Here is a 15,577-nt window from a genome sequence, read left to right on the forward strand (position 1 = left end):
CTGAAGAAGATCGGCAATCTCTCCTTGGGTTGAATTTTTAAAAGTTCTTCGAAGGAAAACAGACATTCTTGGAGAATATACAAAGTGACTTCCTCCATCCTTGAGGTTTTTGGGTTTGGTCACTTGAAAACTTCTCCAAGTTGGGGTGAAGTCCCTTTTTTATGTCCGAAAATCCTTACGGCTCAAGGCCTCAGATTACTGCAAAACGCTCATGTAAGAGTTGGAGCTGTCAGCAGAAAATAAAGTATTAGACTGCTCCTAGAATTTGAAACAGCAACAGCCAAGGACGAGAAAAAATAGTCCTAGGACTGTTGCTGTTTCATTGTATTAACGGATCCGATGTCGCCTATTGGGCATAACTATGACCTGCCTATTGCACCTCTGCATGTTGGAGGTTTCTTCCGGTGAGCCGAATTCTCGCGAACAGCAACGCAAAGGCGACACCAAGAACGATCATCGCTGCGCCCGCCCATAACGCCGGCACCAAGTGCATGCCAAAATCATCAGGTGTTTTAATGGCTGCTCCTGATTGGAAGATCAGCCCGCTGATGGCGATGCCGAACACCCCGCCAAGTTCACGAGTTGCGTTGCTGATGCCGCTGGCTTCCCCAGAAGATTGGTCCGGGACCGAGGTCATGATACCGTGGGCGAGCGGGGTGAAGCTGAAGCCCATCCCGGCTCCTGCCAGCATCATAAGCGGTGCTTGCCATAGGAACGGTACATTCACGCCAGCTGTTCCGATCAAGATAGCGAACCCGGCTAGTGCCAACGCTTGGGCTGTCATGCCGACGACTAACACTGTCCGGTTACCCAACCGCCCTACAGCGAACCCGGCAAGCGGAGCGCAGATCATCGTGCATCCGGTCCAGGCCATCGTCCGGACGCCAGCCTCCAGCGCCGAATACCCCTGCGCTTGTTGCAAGAACAAGGTGAGCAGGAAGATGGCGCCAAAGATGCCCGCATTCATCCAAAATCCGGTGAAGACATAGGCGGTGTAGCGCATGTTGCGGAAAAGGGTGAAGCGGATATATGGCGTTTCCCTCTTCCGTTCCCACAGATAAAATAGAATCATTAAGAATACGCCGGCAGCCAGCGACCCGATTACTTCCAGAGATGTCCAACCTTTGGTGTTGCCTTGTTCAAGTCCGTATACAATGCTGAACAATCCTACAGCAAGCAGCAGCACACCTGGCAAGTCAAGGGGCTTCCGTTCGCCTTTCGTTTCGGTGAGCCAGAAGCTGCCGAACAGAAGCGCAAGCAGGCCAATCGGAACATTCACCCAGAAAATCATTTGCCATGGTGCGCCTTCCACAATCAACCCGCCGATCAGCGGCCCGATGGACAGCCCGAGCCCGGAAATGCCGGACCATATGCCAAAGGCAGCGGCTCGCATGTTTTCCGGGAAGCCAGCGTTCACAAGCGTTAGGCTGAGCGGTACGATAGCGGCCCCGCCCATGCCTTGCAGCGCCCGGGATAGGATGAGTTGCAGCGAGTTGCCGCTTACGCCGCAAAGTATAGAACCAACAGTGAACAGAACGACGCCGATGAGGAACATCCTTTTGCGCCCGTAGCGCTCACCCAGCATGCTGAACGGGATCAACAATACAGAAAAAGCGAGCGTATATGCGTTCATAAACCATTGCAGATCGGTCATGTCGGCGTTGAACGACCGTTGAATTGACGGCAACGCAACGCCGAGCACCAGATTGTCAAGCATGGCCATGAACAGGGCACAACAGGTAACAACAAGCAAACGAATTCTTGCAGGGGTAAACATAGGGGGTCATCTCCTTGTTAGAATTTTATTTATTGATAAATAAATTTGTGATTTGAGAAAAAGCAAAGCGCTGTACCACAGCAGCTTTGCCGGGATAACTTGCGGGATTTGGTCGCAATCGATTAACACCAGGGCAGCAATTTGGTCAGGCCGACGGATTCGGAAAGCGAGATGACAAGGCCAGTACCAATAAACGCACTCGCTTCGTTTCCGGGATTCGGAAAACCGGCTTGCTCGAACCGCGCCTTCAGCCGGTCATAGACAACATCAAAGCATTGCCGGGTGAATTCCCGGACTGCCGGTTCTGGTATGGCATACGACATCATCACTAGTAAAATCTCATTGCGATGGGTTTCAAGCAGCTTCGCAAAGGCTAACCCCAACGCTTCCCTCAATTGCTCCGAATTCGCTTCAACCGATTCAAATGCATAGTAGATTTGCTTCGAGGCTTGCTCCAGCACGGCCAAATACAGTTCTTCCTTGGATTTGAAGAAGTGGAACACGTACGGTTGCGTCACGCCAACCGCCCGAGCCACATCTGCTGTGGTCGTCTTATAGTAGCCGCGTTCAGCGAACAGGACAGCAGCCGCCTCCAGAATATGCTGTTTCCGGCTCTGCTGATCTTCTCTGGGTGACATGTTAAACGCCCTTTCTTATTTATTGACTGATAAATAATTTATAAGGCAGAACATTCCATTTGTCAAGCCTCTCGGATGGATAAAGTGATGCATTTGGCCGTGAATGTTGCGGGGATGAACACACTGATGTTTGTTGAGTCAGGGGGGAGAAAGTAAATATCCTATCGCACTTCAACCATGGGACCACATTACGGGAGAAGTGGTCGATCTCTTTGGCGTGACGTGGATGATTACCGCACAGTAAGCTTAGGTGCCGAGAATCGGAGCTTATTAGGAACTTAACACGAAAAAAACGCGTCTCTGCCAAGCCAAGCATGGTATGAGGCGCGATTCTTTTCGACCGAGTCATTACAAAGTTATTCATCCCGCTTTATTTTTGCCTGCTGTTATTCAGTACTTCAAGGCCGTTCATTACATATGGCCGAACCATCTGTACTAATAAGTCAGTTCGATGCTTGTCCCCAACCGTTAACCAATGATGGGCTGCGCCGTAGATCGCGGAGGCGGTCATAGCCGAAACGATTTTGATCTGACGGAGGTCCGTAGCCGGCCCTTTGGTGAGAAGGCTTTCGATGATTTGCTGCAACATTCGCTTGATTTGCTCATCCACAAGCGTCGCGATTGATTTGGAAACCATTCTGCATGTCTGATAAAAATCCACAATGTAGCGGTGTGTCAACAGGATCAACTGATCACAGATTTCAGCTGTGAACTCCTGCGCGTTCATCACTTCCTCGGGAACCATGTCATGGAAAAACTGTTCAGTGTATTCTTCAAGCAACGCATATTTATCTTCATAATGGGCGTAAAAGGTGGCGCGGTTAATAGCAGCTTGCTGGGTGATATCTTTGATGGATATCGCATCAAAGTCTTTACTCCGCAATAATTCTCTGAATGCTTCTCGGATGAATTGTCGTGTGCGCATGACCCTTGGATCTTGCGGATTAACCATAAACCTGTCCCCCTCTAAAACATCAAATATCCAAATGTGTTGCTTAGGCAACGTCCTCGTGAATCTGTCTGTTGAACTCATGATCTTGGTGTACTACGATTTTATCAGACAGATGTTGCTTAAGCAATTTATGTCGAGTATCTTCCAGAAAGGTAGGAACATCATGAACTCGAAACAACCTCGACTTTTGATATTTGGTGCTGGTGTGATTGGCAGTGTGTACGCCCTCCGTTTTGCACAGTATGGATTAGACGTCACCGTCTTGGCGAGAGGAAAGAGACTGGAACTACTGCAACAAAAGGGATTGCTATACAATGAAGCTGGGGTCGTTAAGCAACTGCCTATCAAGACGATTGAGAAGCTAGAAAACGACGACATCTATGATTTTATTTTCGTTCCCGTACGATTCGACCAAGCCGAATCGGCCCTTACTGTGCTCAAGGATAATCAGAGCAAAACGATCGTCACTTTGACGAACACTGTTGGTTATGACCGTTGGCTTGACATCGTGGGTGACCGGTTGCTCCCCGGATTCCCGGGTGCAGGTGGAGACATCAAAGGTGATGTTCTATACGCCCAATTTGGTACGGAGAAACATCAGGGCACCATTTTTGGTGAAATCAATGGACAGGTTACCGAAAGAGTGAAAGAGCTCGCGAAAATCCTTGAATCGGTCAATTTACATTATGAAATCCAAACTGACATTCAAGCTTTCCATATTTCACACGCGGCATTAGCCGTCGTCAACAAGCACTTCTATACCAATGACGGCATGATGGATGTAGAGTCGGCAAGAAGTGAGAGCACGCTAAGCAAAATCGCTGCAGAGATGAAGCAAAATCTTCGGCTGGTTGAGCAAGCTGGAATCCCCGTGATTCCAGCGGAAACGAAGGCGGTACTGGAATTGTCTGATGACGAGATCATCTCCCGTCAACGCCAGATGCTGACCAACGATTTTATTATTGATGTCAAGCTTGGGAACCATGCCGTCAGCCAAAAGGCAGAAATCCTGTTACTAGATGAGATGTTTCATAAAAAGCTATCCAACCTTCGATAACTTTGGACTCGGTTGAACACAAAAACAGCGGCGGGCTAAGACTTTCCTTTTCAAGTCCTAGTCCACCGCTGTTTCATTTAAGAGGGGCCCCTCTCTATTTCATATTTGCCTTCTTCCACTCCTCATGATATGTCCACACTCGCTTCCACAGCTCCTCACGTTCGAGCTGGCTGTAGCTGACGAGATGCTCCTGAAACACGTCTCCCAGCACTTCCAGCCATTGGGTTTTGGTGCGGAGTTCTGTTTTTTCGATTGCCTTGCTGTCTCGCCGCGTCCATATACATCCTCTTAATTCATTACTGCCCGTGGCGTGTCTATGCCGAACAAGGAATAGCTTCATCCAGGGCGACTCCGGCGATCGGCTGTAAAATTCATGCTTAGGTTTGAATTCCTCCAGATTCTCCAGTTCATCCGGGTCATAATCAACGCCAACAAACGAGGCGTTCGGGTCGTGAACCAGCCGCCACCCGCCTTCTGCCACGTCGGAGTTCACGACTTGATAGCGTAGCGGCCCTTGCTCGTAAGTACCGATCTGCAGCGGAAGCGGTTCATAGGGCATATCCCCCAGCCCCACATCGATGATGTAACGTTGTGCTTGCTGCTGTTCATTGGTCAAGCTGACGGTAAGACCAAGGTGAAAGGAGTTAATGCGCGGTTCCTGCCCTGGCGGCTGGACACCGGCTCGATGCCAAAACACACGGTAACCGAGGGAATGAAGCAGAACGCCAAACGCACCGTTTAAGTGAAAACAATACCCGCTTCGGTTGCTCAACATCAGACGGACGCACTCATGAAGATCGATTGGAGTGGGTCTGCCAGCAACGATATCGATAGTCTGCCAGGAAATGGTCGACACATGGGCTCTGTGAAGCTGGGTGAGATAGTCAAGGGTTGGCGGTTGGATGTCTGCGATCCCGATTCTTTTTAAGTAAGCTTTGATTTCGGCGGGGGTCATCCTCATGTTTCCATCATCACTTTCTCAGAATGCTTGCTGTCATGCCCCAGCTTCTTGACCAGTGCGATAAACTGCTCAACGGCTTGATCGATACGCCCAAGAATCTCCTTATCTTGCGGAAGCCCATTTGGATCAAAGATCGATTGGCCTTCCCCAACGGAGATCCATTCCGGACAATGGATGCCATGCAGATTCCGAATGATGCTCTGCAAATGGAGAAGTGAACTAACCCCCAGAGGACCACCTGCCGAGCTCACCGTTAAGAACGGCTTCCCTGCCACGTGGCGGTTGTCCAGGTAATCCAGTGCATTTTTTAAGGTGCCGGAAATGGAACCATGATACTCAGGAGTGCCCAGGATAATGCCGTCGGCTTGTTCAACCGAAGTGATCAGAGGCTCCGCTTCCTTAGGAACAACCTCGGAATCAGGGGAAAAGAGCGGTAGCTGCACAGCCGCCAAATCAATAAATGAGACGGGAATATTGTTCGATTTCAGCAGGTTTTCGATATAGCGAAGAATACTTGTGCTAATCGCATGGTGCCGGTTGCTTCCGGCGATCAGGGTAATATGCATCGTTACGACCTCACTTTATTCGTTAAGCTTAAGTTGCTCCGGAGAAGATTTCGCAAATTTCCACGACATGTTCATGCCAATGACCCCGGAGATAATCATGGCCGTGCCGCAGAGATGACTCCATGTCACGGTTTCCTCCAAGAACAAGGCCCCTGCTCCAATGGCGATGACCGTAGATAAGTGGGAAAATACACTCATTTTCGCCGCTTCTAACCGGGATAAAGCAAAATTCGCCATATAAGCGGTCGCCACTTGAGCCACGCCAAGAAAGAGAATCAAGCCGATAAAGAATGGGCTGGCTAGCGGAGCGATGAAGGTATCAACCGTTCGAGATGGGAGATGATTGCCAAGCGATACTGCTAAGTAGGAAATGAAGGTGACTCCCATCATAAAGAAGCTGATCTCCATGGCGCTAAAATGCTGGGTGACCACTCGGGCCAGTACGTTATACCCGGCTAACGTAATGCAGGCGAGAAGGAGCAGGACGATTCCGGTGGTGTGCGACCAGTTGCTGCTGCCATTCATCAAATATATGAACACAATGCCGCCTGCAGACAGAAGAAGAGAGAGCTTCTGCATCCAGGAGTTTTTTTCTTTCAAGAAAAGGGAGGCGAATAGCATCGTGACCGCAGGTGTCATGGCGCTGATGATGCCCCCTTCTGCGGAACTTGCATGCTGAAGCCCAAAGGTTAGCAAGATAAAGTAAGCGATCGGGTACAACGCAGCGAGCAACAGTAGGGAAAATATCGGTTTTCCACGAAAGCCCAATTTGACGAATCCAAACAACGCAGGAACAAGGAAAACGATAAATGCTACAGCAAAGCGATAAGTCAACGTATCCACGGGATTGGCGAAAGCCAAAGTCAGTTTGACCAATAGAAAAGTGATGCCAATCACTGTCGCATTCAGGATGGCAACGAAATAAGCGAGCTTCAGTTGAGAAATCACCTCCAGGTTGTCATGCCATCTCTAGGATGTCCGCCGGCGGACATCATGCGCTGCAATACAAACATGTGACCCAATGGTCACTTTTAATATATGTTACTATATGGTAACATGTCAATGGTTATAAAGACATTTTTTGCCCACTATTTTGTGGACGTCATGGAGGCATGTCCTGATGGACGATATATTTAAAGCGCTGGCGGATCCGAGCCGACGCACGTTGCTCGATCTGCTATATGAGAAGGATGGCCGAACGTTAAACGATCTCTGTGCGCATCTGCAGATGTCCCGTTTCGGTGTCATGAAGCATCTACGAATCCTGGAAGAAGCGGGTTTGCTGACGACCCGGAAGGTGGGCCGGGAGAAATATCACTACTTGAACCCTGCATCCATACGCCAAATCTACGATAGGTGGGTAAGCAAGTACGCCGAGCCATGGGTATCGGGATTAAGTTTGCTAAAAAAAGAGTTGGAGAGTGAACCAGCCATGGAGCCAAAGCCAAGACATGTCAGCCGCATTGCGATCAAGACCAGTCCGGAACAGGTCTGGAACGCGCTGACCAATCCTTCGCTAACCTCAAAATATTGGTATAACGGGTCACTTCGCGGCGAACTCAAAGCGGGTTGCCCGTATGAGATATGGAATCCTCAAGGGCAGGTGCAGGCCAAAGGGGAATTTCTTGCCGTAGAGCCGCCTCGTCGGCTGGTGATGTCCTGGCAGCTGCTGATCCAACCCGAGACCACGGAGGAGAAGCCTTCACGATTAACTTGGGAAATCGAGCCGCATGCCGAGTTTGCCGGGGTAACGTTAGTGACTGTGGTACACGACGAGTTCGAGGAAGCCCCTATGACTTCTCGTATATTGGAAGAGGGATTGCCGATCGTATTGTCCGGGATGAAGACTTTGATTGAGACAGGCGGCACATTAACTACTTAAGGGAAAAATAAGGAGGCAGAATTCCAATGAAAATCGTGGTGACAAGCCTATTCGTTCAAGATCAGGACAAGGCGTTAGAGTTTTATACCCAAACCCTAGGGTTTGTAAAAAAGCACGACGTTCCTGCCGGAAAATTTAGATGGATCGCGTTGGTATCGCCCGAGGAGCAAGACGGGACCGAGCTTTTGCTCGAACCCAATGACCATCCTGCTGCGAGAGAATATCAACAGAAATTGTTCGCCGATGGCATCCCGGCCACGATGTTTGGAGTTGCAGACACTCACCAAGAGTACGAACGCTTATTGAAGCTGGGGGTGAAGTTCACGATGGAGCCGACGCAAATGGGCGAGAACACCATCGCGATCTTCGACGATACTTGCGGCAATTTGATTCAGATAATTGATTATAAGAAATAACTTCATTCGTTGAGCTCTGTGATGTTCGATCCCACTTCTTGTAGCTTGCGAAGAGAGTTCATTGATTTATGACAGGATCTTTCACTATTATCCCTTATCAGAAACAAGGAATCTCACCAGACGCTACAAGGAGTGATCGAATGTCATGTTCAGATTTACGATACTATTCTTTAGTATCATGTTTATGATTGGGACCGACACCTTTCTCATCTCGCCGCTGCTGCCAACGCTGCAGGATCAATTTGATGTGGATACGGGCATTGCCGGCTGGATGATTGGCGCCTACACGCTGGGTTCTGCCATCTTTGCCTTTTGTTTGCGCAGCAGGAAGAGGTTGTAGGTTACGTAGTAAGAGATCATCACGAACATCAACCCAGCGGTCCAACCGCCGGTGATTCCTTGCCATTGCTCTGCGGAGGAAACGCCGGTTTGGGTGAATGCAACGTAAAATCGGAACAAGAATCTTATCAAAAACAATAGGGTGACAATCATTCCGATCCACAAATTTGGCATGTAATGCAATCGTCCTTCGCGTTGTTCGAATCGGGTCATCGCCGCACTGCAGGTTGCCAGAATGATGCCGAGGGCGGTTCCTGCTAGGTCAGAGATTAGACTGCTTATATGCGACGAGCCTGAGATGAACAGGATGAATCCAAAGATCGTCATGATCACGGTAGACACTTGTAACCTGCGCGAATTCAGCGGTTGCCATCCAAAATTTCGCCGTAGGCGGCGATAGACGCGGTGCAATATAAAAAAAGCGAGAAGTGCGAAAATAATGATTTGTGTATTCATCGCGGGGTGTGGCCTCCTTCGATTGTTCTTTGGTCTGATCTCCATGTTACTTGAGTTCGTTTGGATCAGCGACCATCCTCGGATACAATTGCGCAGGTTCTGTGTATATCTGCGGATAGAACAAGGAGATGAGGTGATGACCTTGAACATCAAAGGAGGGGAAAGCTCAAGATAGAGGGGGAATAGAAGCGTGGAACCTTGCTAGCTGATAGGGTGGAACGGAGGGGGCGTTCCAGCCCATATGCAGCATACGACTGGATGTTGCGTGTCTTCAGCACCGTTCATTAAGTGGGGAGACGGCAAAGAATCCTCACGACGGCTTCAGCATCTCCATCGAAACCTCGGCAATTTGATGGAGCTTCTGTTTATCCGTGGAAGTGCGACGCATAACGCGGATTCCGAGCATCGTCGCATGCAAACTGGACGCCAGCAGGCGAGGGTCTAATCCGGGTGAGATATCTCCCGCCTGTTGTCCCTGTTGGATGAGCTCAGTCAACAACTGCTCTTCATTGCCGAACAGCTCGCTCGTTAATTTGCTGACCTCAGGGTCTCGGTAGGCCAGCTCCGTCGCTGAGTTGACAAAGAAGCAGCCGATTGGTTGGTCGCCATTGGTCTCAATCAAATAATCAAAAATCAAACGGATGGATTCTAACGCCGTCCGGCCGCGTTGGACTTCCGTCTTAATGGCAGCATTCGTAATCCGTGCATACTTCTCCATCGTTTTGAGGTACAGCGTGTGCTTGTCGCCAAACGTGTCGTATAAGCTGCGGCGATGAACCCCCATATGCTCGACGAGGTCTTGCAGCGAAGTCTTCTCATAACCTTGCTCCCAGAATAGACGCATTGCTTTAAGGAGCACCTCGTTCTCATCAAATTCCTTGCTTCGTGCCATAGTAAATCCTCCTTTATCCCTTATCTTAACATATTGAGAATGAACGGTAAAAGAAAGGATAGCGAGCGTCCCTTCGATCCTTTATGAATTCACTTCGCAGGCCGGTGTCAATCTCGATAAGCATACTCCTCTAGAAAGCTTCGCAACCGTTCAATTCCCAGTTCGATCTTCACCTCAGGGAGATTGCCATAGCCAAGCAAAATATGCCGCGTATAGTTGCCTTGGATGAGGCAGTAGTCCTCGACCCCATATACGCGTACGCCGTAGGCCTGGGACTTGGACCAATCGAGACCTGCAGGAATCCCGCGAAACTCGACCATCAGGTGCATGCCGGCTTCATCCCCTTGAATAACCGCACGCGCGCCGAAATGGTGTTGTATCGCTTCGATCAATAGCTGGCGCCGCTGTCGGTAGTTTTTTTTCATTTTGTGAATATGCCGGTCCAAGCAGCCATCCCGCATAAACATCGCCAGCGCAATTTGCAGCATCGACGGGGGACGGAGATTCTGGGCTTCGCGCAGGTCAGCCATGGGCCGAACGAGATGAACCGGGAGAACCAGGAAGCCGAGACGCAATCCGGGCGCCAGCGTCTTGCTGAACGTTCCAACGTATATCACGCGACCCGGGTTTAAGGTATATAGCGGCGGGATCGGAACTCCCTTTAATCGAAAATCGCCATCATAATCGTCCTCGATGAGATAGGAGGCCGCTTCCTCTGCGAGGCGGACGGCATGTTGTCGCCGCTGAATCGGCAGAATACCGCCGCCCGGAAACTGGTGCGAGGGCGTGAGCAGCATGAGATGTCCCGGCTCCCATTCGCGCAGCTCATGCACCTTCATTCCGGCGCTGTCGATAGCGACCGGTGAGATCCGATAGCCAACTTTGCGAAAAATATGCTGCGTGAACTCAATCGTCGGATCCTCCAAGTACACGGCGTCAAAACGGTCCCGCAGCGTCTGGGCAATGAGGGCAAAGCCTTCCGAGGAGCCGGATACAATCATGATTTGCCCCGGTTGGCAACGCATGCCTCTCGTTCGGTAGAGGTAGGCGGCAATCTCCTTTCGCAGCGCTTCTTCCCCGCGGATGTCGCCGTAATCGAGGGAGGTGGAGGGGATTACCTCCGCCGCTTCTTTTAAATATTTAGCCCATAGCTTCCGAGGAAAATGGCGCAAATCCGGCGTGCCGATCTCGAAATCGATCAAACCCTCGGAATCGGAAGATGCCTCTCCCTCCCATCCCAACCGCTCCATCTCCAGTTCCTCTCCCTCACTTTCGCCAGCGCTGGCAAGGCTCGTCCGAATTCCACTTGCCACATAGGTGCCGGAACCGGTTTGGCCGATCAGATAGCCTTCGGCAATGAGCTGCTCATACGCGTCGATCACCACGTTCCGGGCAATCCCAAATTCTGCGGCCAGCTTGCGGGTGGGAGGGAGCCGCATTCCTTCCCCCCATTCACCTCGTTCAATATTTTGCCGGATTTGCCGGCAAAGCTGGGCCGTCATCGTTAGTTCTGAAGCCGGATCCAGTTGAATTCCGTACATGATTACTCCCCCTCCCTTCGGGAAATTGGTTCCTCAAAATAATCAAAAAGTGGCTCTAAAAAGAACCGATTATCTCTATTATACTGTGATGGAAATCAAATGGAAGATGGAGGGATCAAGCAATGAATAAGAAAACGATCGGCTCCTCCGGGCTTCAGGTGAGCCCGCTCGGATTCGGCGGATGGGCCATCGGGGGACCTTTCCTGCTGGACGGCTTACCGGATGGTTGGGGAGAGGTCGACGATAAGGAGTCGATCCGGGCTGTTCAAACGGCACTGGACCAGGGGATTAATTTCTTTGATACAGCGGATGTGTACGGCACCGGTCACAGCGAGGAAATTTTGGGACAGGCGCTGCATGGGCGGCGGCAGGACGCTGTGATCGCTACGAAGTTTGGCTTTACGTATGATGCCGCAACCCGGAACGTATTTACGAAGCTGGATGTGTCCCGCAATTATATCCGTTGGGCTTGCCAGGCCTCCTTAAGACGGCTCGGTATGGATTACATCGATTTGTATCAAATCCACCCGGGGGATTTCTCGTCAGAACAACTCGATGAGGCGATCGATGGGCTGGAACGGTTAAAACAGGAGGGGCTCATCCGCGCTTACGGATGGAGCACCTGGAGCACAGCGAATGCCGAGCAATTCGCCCGCAAGTCCTCCGGTGCTGCGATCCAGCATCCTTTGAATGTGCTTTCCGATGATAGCAGCATGGTCGAATTGTGCGAGCGGCACGGGTTGAGCAGCATTAACAACTCCCCGCTGGCGATGGGGCTGCTGAGCGGCAAGTTTACGGCTGCATCGAGCCTTCCGGCAGATGACGTTCGCGGGAGCGGGCATGAGTGGGTACAGTACTTCAAAGACGGCAAGCCGCTTCCGGAGTATTTGGCGAAGCTGGATGCGGTTCGTGAAATTTTAACCTCCGGCGGACGCAGCCTGGTACAGGGAGCGCTGGCCTGGATCTGGGGGAAGAGCGAGTGTACCATCCCGATTCCGGGGCTCAAAAACGTCAAACAGGTGGAGGAGGCGGCAAAGGCCATCTCATTGGGCCCGTTGACTCCATCCCAAATGAGCGAAATCGAAGCGATTTTGCGATAACCTAAAAAAGACCTCTTCGAAGATCTCGAAGAGGTCTTGATTCCATTCGGTAAGCAAGGGATCAGCTCAAGGTGGAGAGGGCTTCCTTGGTAAATGGCTTCAGCTCATCCACGCGGCCGTCGCGGATTTTCGCCGCCCAAGCCGGGTCGGTGAGCAGTGCGCGGCCAACGGCAACGAGGTCGAACTCGCCGCGTTCGAGGCGCTCGATCAGCTGCTCAATACCGGTTATTTCTCCGCCTTTGCCTGACTCGAACAAGCTGGTGAACTCGGAGTTCAGTCCGACGGAACCTACAGTGATCGTCGGTTTGCCGGTCAGCTTGCGCGTCCAACCGGCCAAGTTCAGCTCTGAGCCCGCGAACTCCGGTTCCCAGAAACGGCGAGTGGAGGCATGGAAAATATCAACACCAGCCGCACTCAGCGGAGCTAGGAAGCGTTCCAGCTCTTCTGGGGTCTTGGCCAACTTGGCACTATAATCAACAGGCTTCCATTGCGAGAAACGGAAAATAATCGGGAAATCCGGCCCAACCGCAGCACGGACAGCTTCGATTACCTCAACGGCAAATCGAGTACGCTCAATGAGGTCGCCGCCGTATTCGTCCGTCCGTTTATTGGTGACTTCCCAGAAGAACTGGTCAATCAGATACCCATGCGCCCCGTGGATTTCGACGGCGTCAAAGCCAAGGCGCTTCGCATCTGCAGCAGCTTGAGCATAAGCCTGAATCAGCTCGCGAATTTCCTCCTTCGTCAGCGGTTCCGAGACCGGCTTACCGGTCAGGCTGAGGCCGGATGGTCCGATCGGATCGGCATTTGATTCAGGGAACGTCTCTCGCTTACGAGCCGTACCGGTATGCCAAATTTGGGGGGCAATTTTGCCGCCGGCTTCATGCACTTCATCGACGACTCGCTGCCAACCAGCCAACGCTTCCTCTCCGTAGAAATGAGGTACATCCCGATCGGCAGGAGCTGCCGGATGGTTGATCACCGTACCTTCCGTAATAATCAAGCCAACGCCGTTCTCCGCTCTTCTCCGATAGTAACCGGCGACATTAGCCCCCGGGATACCTCCTGGAGAAAAGGAACGAGTCATTGGCGCCATGACAATTCGATTGGCAAGCTTCAGTCCACCGCCTTCAAAAGGTTTAAACAGAGCGGCAGCGGTTTGAGAAATAGACATAGGGATCTCTCCTCTCGCGTATAGATATATCTAAATATATAGATTAACAGATGAATATGCAAGCTGAAAAAGATTCTGCTGGATTATTTTTTGGCCTTCAACTTAGCGGCGAATTGTTCCAAGAAGGCATCAATTCCTTTTTCATTTAACCGGTAATACGTATATTGCCCATATCGGCGGGATTCTAACAAGCCGCTCTTTAGCAAACTTGCTAAATACGAAGAAATGACGGATTGCGCTAATCCCGATTTTTCTTGAATCGAGCCGACACATACGCTGCCCGGAAACTCCTGCTTAATGACCTCCGGCAGATCGGGCTCTAAATTCTCCGGCTCCCGCAGCCAACAAAGGATGTTGAGCCGGGTTTCGTTTGAGAGGGCCTTCAGTACAGCCAGCATGTCGTGGTCTTTCATCGCATTGGATCCCCGTTCTTGGTTGATTTGTTCTCAGTATACCAAAATTTACGCCGCCCTATAAAGAGTGAAGATAGATGGAGTAACGTTTGGGATAAGTTGAATTCATATCGAATTCATTTATAATATACATGGATCAGCAATTCATGAAAAAGGTGGGTTAGGTTAAATGGTGCATTTCATTAGACTGCGTCATACCGCTTTGAACAAGTAATTTCATATGTTCAAAGGCTCTGTTCACCGGAACAGGGTAAACGGGACCAGTCTGCCCATTTTTCATAACTCTTCAAATTTAGGGATCGAATCGTGATATGAAGGAAGGCGGGAAAGTTCTGCCTTTCTTTTTTTATGTTCATCAGGGTATATAAGCATGCATAACTATGCCTTCGGTTCACGTTCAGGGCTTGTCTTTCCCGTTTACTCCGCTTCCGAGATCAATTGAGGAAAAGGAAGGGAAAACATTGACGCAATCACGAAATGACGCAGAACGTGCAATGCAATATGCCGCCATCTTAAAATGCCCGGTATGCGGGGGACGCTTTCAGGCAGCGGGTTCAAGAAGCTTGGAATGCTTCCAGAGACATACCTTTGATTTCGCAAAACAAGGCTACCTCAACCTGATGTCTCATCCAGTCCATAGCCATTATGACAAAGAGCTGTTTGCTGCTAGAAGGAGCATCATTGCGGAGAGCAAACTCTATGCCCCCATGCACGAAACGATCGCTCGGGTCATTCACGCATACGCAGGCGCCCCCGCTTCTGCTCCGCGCGTGGCGGACATGGGGTGCGGAGAAGGCTCACATTTGCAGGGGATATTACGGCAGTTGAATAGCCCGGAAGGGTTAGGCGTTGGCATCGATTTATCCAAAGAAGCTATCCGGTTGGCTGCCCGGCAAGAGGCAAATGCCCTATGGATTGTCTCGGATTTGGCCCATGCGCCGCTGCAGGATCAATCGGTTCAAGTGGTGCTCAACCTGATGTCGCCAGCCAATTATGGCGAGTTTCAGCGGATGGTGGCACCGGGAGGGGTGGTCGTGAAGGTCGTCCCGGGCGCTGATTATTTGCGGGAACTCCGGGCATCTCTCTATGACGGCCATGAGAAAAGAATCTATTCCAACGAGAAAACGGTCACGTTGTTCCGCCGGCATTTTCCCGTTATGGAAGTTACGCCGTTGAAGTACCGCCAGCAACTAAGGGCCGAACAATTACGTGATCTTGTGCGCATGAGTCCGCTTGCCTGGTCTGCGGAACAGAAGCGGATTATGGCATTTACACAGCGTGAGGCCACCGAGATCACCATCGATGTGGAGATTCTGGTGGGCATCCAGGAGATAGTGTAAAATCTCTGTGGGTGTAGGAATTGGAAAAAGCGGATATAGAAAAAGAGCTTCTCCCTTGGTAAAGTGATGTTTG

Annotated in this window: 16 protein-coding genes and 1 pseudogene; 6 read left to right on the forward strand and 11 right to left on the reverse strand. The window is 50.7% G+C overall.

The window, feature by feature from the left end; all coding sequences use genetic code 11:
- Positions 1 to 370: 370 nt before the first annotated feature.
- The 3 genes from M891_RS24320 to M891_RS0120885 all read right to left on the reverse strand — a co-directional run bounded on the left by M891_RS24320 (position 371) and on the right by M891_RS0120885 (position 3,367).
- On the reverse strand, positions 371 to 1,777 hold the full coding sequence (locus M891_RS24320; RefSeq protein ID WP_051417150.1) for an MFS transporter: 1,407 nt from the start codon (positions 1,775 to 1,777) through the stop codon (positions 371 to 373).
- A gap of 122 nt (positions 1,778 to 1,899) precedes the next feature.
- Positions 1,900 to 2,415 (reverse strand): TetR/AcrR family transcriptional regulator, encoded by a 516-nt coding sequence (locus tag M891_RS0120880; RefSeq protein WP_028540140.1) that lies wholly within the window; start codon positions 2,413 to 2,415, stop codon positions 1,900 to 1,902.
- Positions 2,416 to 2,785: 370 nt separating this feature from the next.
- Positions 2,786 to 3,367: a TetR/AcrR family transcriptional regulator gene (locus tag M891_RS0120885; RefSeq protein ID WP_028540141.1), complete on the reverse strand. Its 582-nt coding sequence runs from the start codon at positions 3,365 to 3,367 to the stop codon at positions 2,786 to 2,788.
- 163 nt (positions 3,368 to 3,530) lie between these two features.
- Between M891_RS0120885 and M891_RS0120890 the strand changes: the two genes are divergently transcribed.
- Positions 3,531 to 4,424, forward strand: a complete 894-nt coding sequence (locus M891_RS0120890; protein WP_028540142.1) for a ketopantoate reductase family protein — start codon at positions 3,531 to 3,533, stop codon at positions 4,422 to 4,424.
- Positions 4,425 to 4,518: 94 nt separating this feature from the next.
- Here M891_RS0120890 and M891_RS0120895 read toward each other — a convergent pair whose 3' ends face one another.
- The 3 genes from M891_RS0120895 to M891_RS0120905 are packed head-to-tail and all read right to left on the reverse strand — an operon-like array spanning position 4,519 to position 6,899.
- The gene (locus tag M891_RS0120895; RefSeq protein ID WP_442952259.1) at positions 4,519 to 5,379 is read right to left on the reverse strand and encodes an arylamine N-acetyltransferase family protein; all 861 of its coding nucleotides are present in this window, start codon (positions 5,377 to 5,379) and stop codon (positions 4,519 to 4,521) included.
- Between the two features lie 2 nt (positions 5,380 to 5,381).
- On the reverse strand, positions 5,382 to 5,951 hold the full coding sequence (locus tag M891_RS24325; protein ID WP_051417152.1) for an NADPH-dependent FMN reductase: 570 nt from the start codon (positions 5,949 to 5,951) through the stop codon (positions 5,382 to 5,384).
- 15 nt (positions 5,952 to 5,966) lie between these two features.
- Entirely contained in the window at positions 5,967 to 6,899 is a 933-nt protein-coding gene (locus tag M891_RS0120905; RefSeq protein WP_232228391.1) for a DMT family transporter, read from the reverse strand.
- 172 nt (positions 6,900 to 7,071) lie between these two features.
- On the opposite strand from M891_RS0120905, the gene M891_RS0120910 reads away from it, so the two are divergent.
- The 3 genes and pseudogenes from M891_RS0120910 to M891_RS25100 form a co-directional block, all read left to right on the forward strand.
- The gene (locus M891_RS0120910; protein ID WP_036701311.1) at positions 7,072 to 7,833 is read left to right on the forward strand and encodes an ArsR/SmtB family transcription factor; all 762 of its coding nucleotides are present in this window, start codon (positions 7,072 to 7,074) and stop codon (positions 7,831 to 7,833) included.
- Positions 7,834 to 7,859: 26 nt separating this feature from the next.
- Positions 7,860 to 8,249, forward strand: a complete 390-nt coding sequence (locus M891_RS0120915) for a VOC family protein (RefSeq protein ID WP_028540146.1) — start codon at positions 7,860 to 7,862, stop codon at positions 8,247 to 8,249.
- Positions 8,250 to 8,394: 145 nt separating this feature from the next.
- Positions 8,395 to 8,562 (forward strand): annotated as a pseudogene (locus M891_RS25100) (MFS transporter); the annotation flags it as partial.
- Here M891_RS25100 and M891_RS25455 read toward each other — a convergent pair.
- The 3 genes from M891_RS25455 to pdxR all read right to left on the reverse strand — a co-directional run bounded on the left by M891_RS25455 (position 8,532) and on the right by pdxR (position 11,477).
- Positions 8,532 to 9,044 carry a hypothetical protein gene (locus M891_RS25455; RefSeq protein ID WP_028540147.1) on the reverse strand — a complete coding sequence of 171 codons (513 nt, stop codon included), beginning with the start codon at positions 9,042 to 9,044 and terminating at the stop codon, positions 8,532 to 8,534. The pseudogene M891_RS25100 and the gene M891_RS25455 overlap by 31 nt on opposite strands.
- 310 nt (positions 9,045 to 9,354) lie before the next feature.
- Positions 9,355 to 9,936, reverse strand: coding sequence for a TetR/AcrR family transcriptional regulator (locus M891_RS0120925; protein ID WP_016310758.1), 582 nt, complete (start codon positions 9,934 to 9,936; stop codon positions 9,355 to 9,357).
- 107 nt (positions 9,937 to 10,043) lie between these two features.
- Positions 10,044 to 11,477: a MocR-like pyridoxine biosynthesis transcription factor PdxR gene (gene pdxR, locus M891_RS0120930; RefSeq protein ID WP_028540148.1), complete on the reverse strand. Its 1,434-nt coding sequence runs from the start codon at positions 11,475 to 11,477 to the stop codon at positions 10,044 to 10,046.
- A 122-nt stretch (positions 11,478 to 11,599) separates the two neighbouring features.
- On the opposite strand from pdxR, the gene M891_RS0120935 reads away from it, so the two are divergent.
- Positions 11,600 to 12,577 carry an aldo/keto reductase gene (locus tag M891_RS0120935; protein WP_028540149.1) on the forward strand — a complete coding sequence of 326 codons (978 nt, stop codon included), beginning with the start codon at positions 11,600 to 11,602 and terminating at the stop codon, positions 12,575 to 12,577.
- A 61-nt stretch (positions 12,578 to 12,638) separates the two neighbouring features.
- Here M891_RS0120935 and M891_RS0120940 read toward each other — a convergent pair whose 3' ends face one another.
- Together M891_RS0120940 and M891_RS0120945 are read right to left on the reverse strand one after the other, a co-directional pair.
- Positions 12,639 to 13,751: an NADH:flavin oxidoreductase gene (locus M891_RS0120940; RefSeq protein WP_028540150.1), complete on the reverse strand. Its 1,113-nt coding sequence runs from the start codon at positions 13,749 to 13,751 to the stop codon at positions 12,639 to 12,641.
- A gap of 83 nt (positions 13,752 to 13,834) precedes the next feature.
- A complete protein-coding gene (locus tag M891_RS0120945) occupies positions 13,835 to 14,164 on the reverse strand; it encodes an ArsR/SmtB family transcription factor (protein ID WP_028540151.1) in 330 nt (109 codons plus the stop codon).
- 461 nt (positions 14,165 to 14,625) lie between these two features.
- Between M891_RS0120945 and M891_RS0120950 the strand changes: the two genes are divergently transcribed.
- Entirely contained in the window at positions 14,626 to 15,504 is an 879-nt protein-coding gene (locus M891_RS0120950) for a putative RNA methyltransferase (protein ID WP_028540152.1), read from the forward strand.
- Positions 15,505 to 15,577 lie beyond the last annotated feature (73 nt).

Origin of the sequence: Paenibacillus sp. J14 (assembly GCF_000518465.1) — a bacterium.
GTDB lineage: Bacteria > Bacillota > Bacilli > Paenibacillales > Paenibacillaceae > Fontibacillus > Fontibacillus barengoltzii.